Origin of the sequence: Streptomyces sp. NPDC059355 (genome assembly GCF_042752335.1) — a bacterium.
Lineage (GTDB): Bacteria > Actinomycetota > Actinomycetes > Streptomycetales > Streptomycetaceae > Streptomyces.
Map to the genome: position 1 here is coordinate 1 of NZ_JBHYXN010000098.1, position 2390 is coordinate 2390.

Genomic DNA, 2390 nt, shown 5'->3' on the forward strand with positions numbered 1-2390 from the left:
CACCGGGGCCACGGCCACCGGGTCCGCGGCCGCGTACGGGGAGGGCCACTTCCACACCGCGGCCCACATGGCCTGGTACTGGGAGCAGTACGGCGGCGACCCCGCCCATCCCCACGTCTCGCCGCTGCGCGCCCCCGACCTGTCGGGACTGCCGCGCACGCTGCTGGTGCTGGCGGACTGCGATCCGCTGCGGGACGAGGGCCTGGCGTACGCGCGCCGGCTGGGCGCGGCGGGGGTGGACTGCGCGGTCCACCTGTACCCGGGGGTCTTCCACGGCTTCCTGGGCCTCCCGCTCCCGGCCGGCCGGACGGCCCTGGCGGCCGCCGCGGCCTGGCTGAGGTCCACGGGGTAGCGGCGGGGCGGCCGTCGAACGGCGGGAGGGAACGGCGGCGGCCCGCACCTCGCGGCGGCCACCCCCTACCGCGAGGTGTCCGGCGCCGCGTGAGCGGCCGGCCTCCGCACGGGCAGCTCCCGTTCGGCGACGGCCCGGAAGCCCTGGGGCGGGCGGCCGGTGAGGCGCTCGACGGTGTCGGTCGTACGGTCCTCCGCTCCCTCGGCGATGGCGCGGTCCATGCCGGCCAGCATCGCGGCGAACTCCGGGGGGACGGCCGCGGCCAGCCGCTCCCGCAGGGCGTCGTACGTCAGCCGGTGGTGGACCACCCGGCGGCCGGTGACCTCGGTGAGGATCGCGGCGATGGCGTCGTGGCCGAGGGCTTCCGGGCCGGTGAGGACCAGGTCGGCGTCGGGTGCGCGGTCGTCGGTGAGGGCCCGTACGGCGACTGCGGCGATGTCGTCGGCGTCGACGAAGCCGACCCGGCCCGTCCCGGCCGCGGTCAGGATGGTCCCGTCGGCGCGGATGCTGTCGGCGTGGGCGTGCGTGCCGGTGAAGTTCTGCATGAACCAGGAGGGGCGCAGGACCGCCCACTCCTCGAACAGGCCGGGCAGGGCCTGGTGCACCGCCCCCACCGCCGGGCCGCCCGCGGGGATGGCCGAGGAGCTGAGGAGCACGGCGCGGCGTACGCCGGCGGCGCGGGCCCGCTGAAGGAAGGGCAGCATGACGGCGGCCGGATCGGGGTCGCCGACGGGCGGGACCAGGTAGACGCGGTCGGCGCCGGTGAGGGCGTCGCCGTGCGTGGCGGGGGCGTACCAGTCGAAGCGGACCGGCTCGGCGCCCGGGAGCGGGGTGGCGTTGCGGCCTGCCGCCTTCACGCGCCGGCCGGCGGCGATCAGCTGCGCGGTGGTGCGGCTGCCGGTGGTCCCGGTGGCGCCGATGACCAGGGTGGTTCCGGTGGCGGTACCGGGCATGGTGCCGGGCATCAGGCGGCGCTCCGGTCGACCGCGGGGAAGTCCTGCCCCGGTTCGCGGACGGAGAGGGGGTTCCAGTAGTCGCGGTACGAGGCGAACCGCCCGTCCCGGACGGTCACGACGGCGATGTACGTCATGTCGAAGGGGTTCCCGGTCGCGACGACGCGGCCCACGCCGCGCATCTCGGCCACGATCGTCGCGGGGTCGGCAGTCTCGTGGATGCGCAGGTCGGGGAAGTCGTGCAGGTCGATGTGGTCGGGGTAGTCGCGCATGTACGCGGCGATTGCCGCCCGCCCCTCCAGGCGCCCGGGCCAGCCGGGGGGAGCGAACGGGAACTCCATGGAGCCGTGCTCGGACCACAGGCCGACCCAGGAGGCGATGTCCTTGTCGAGGAGCAGGCGCAGGCCGTGGCGGTAGAGCTCCGCGGGGGAGGAGGGGGCGGGCACCGGCGGGGGTGAGGTGCTTTCGGGCATGGCGGCTCTCCGTTCGCGCTTATTCGGACCGACGGTCCGTTTCTCTTGCCCGAAGATACGGACCGCTGGTCCGCATTGCAACCGGCGGAGTTCGCCGCCGCGCCGCTCGGCGTCCGGGTGTGGCGGGCATGATGTGCTCATGTCGATATTGCTCCGCAACCTGCTCGTCCTGGCGGTGGAGTTCGGCGCGGCGCTGATGCTGCGCGAGCCGGACGCCCCGTGGATCCCGGTGCTCCTGGCCGTCTTCGTCGTCGGCTCGGGCGTCCTGCACGGCACCGAGGCCGAGTTCACACCCCGCTTCCTGGTCGCGCTGACCGCGGTCGGCGTCGCCGAGCTGGGCGGCCGGGCCTGGGCCTCGCCGGACGCCTTTCAGACGGCCGGGACCGGGGCCGCGATCCTGCTGGCCGTCCAGACGCTGATCCTGGTCCGCTACTCCCTGCGGCGCCCCCGCCCCCGCCCCGGCCCCCGTCGCCGCTCCGCCTGAGTGAAACCCGCTGGTCGGCAGTGTGTTGCCGCGCCTAGGTCGTGTCGTCAAAGTCCCGTCTGGCCGGCGGGGCCTGGCACGCACGCTCGCCGCGTTGTCGTCGGTCACCGACGCTCCGCGTCGATTCC

General features: G+C 75.4%; 4 protein-coding genes. 2 read left to right on the forward strand and 2 right to left on the reverse strand.

Annotation, left to right across the window (positions count from 1 at the left end; all coding sequences use genetic code 11):
* Nucleotides 1–352: alpha/beta hydrolase fold domain-containing protein (locus ACFXGI_RS38555; protein ID WP_384717727.1), on the forward strand; the 352-nt coding region annotated here is incomplete at its 5' end.
* A gap of 65 nt (nucleotides 353–417) precedes the next feature.
* Here ACFXGI_RS38555 and ACFXGI_RS38560 read toward each other — a convergent pair.
* A complete protein-coding gene (locus ACFXGI_RS38560; RefSeq protein ID WP_384717730.1) occupies nucleotides 418–1317 on the reverse strand; it encodes an NAD(P)H-binding protein in 900 nt (299 codons plus the stop codon).
* The gene (locus ACFXGI_RS38565; RefSeq protein ID WP_384717734.1) at nucleotides 1317–1751 is read right to left on the reverse strand and encodes a nuclear transport factor 2 family protein; all 435 of its coding nucleotides are present in this window, start codon (nucleotides 1749–1751) and stop codon (nucleotides 1317–1319) included. The genes ACFXGI_RS38560 and ACFXGI_RS38565 overlap by 1 nt, the downstream gene beginning before the upstream one ends.
* A 166-nt stretch (nucleotides 1752–1917) precedes the next feature.
* Here ACFXGI_RS38565 and ACFXGI_RS38570 point away from each other — a divergent pair, with 166 nt between their 5' ends.
* Entirely contained in the window at nucleotides 1918–2262 is a 345-nt protein-coding gene (locus ACFXGI_RS38570) for a hypothetical protein (protein WP_384717732.1), read from the forward strand.
* Nucleotides 2263–2390: the final 128 nt, after the last annotated feature.

Excerpts from the sequence above, each read along its gene's own strand:
- ACFXGI_RS38560 (WP_384717730.1), bottom strand. The coding sequence starts at position 1,317 with ATGCCCGGCACCATGCCCGGTACCGCCACCGGAACCACCCTGGTCATC.
- ACFXGI_RS38570 (WP_384717732.1), top strand. The coding sequence starts at position 1,918 with ATGTCGATATTGCTCCGCAACCTGCTCGTCCTGGCGGTGGAGTTCGGC.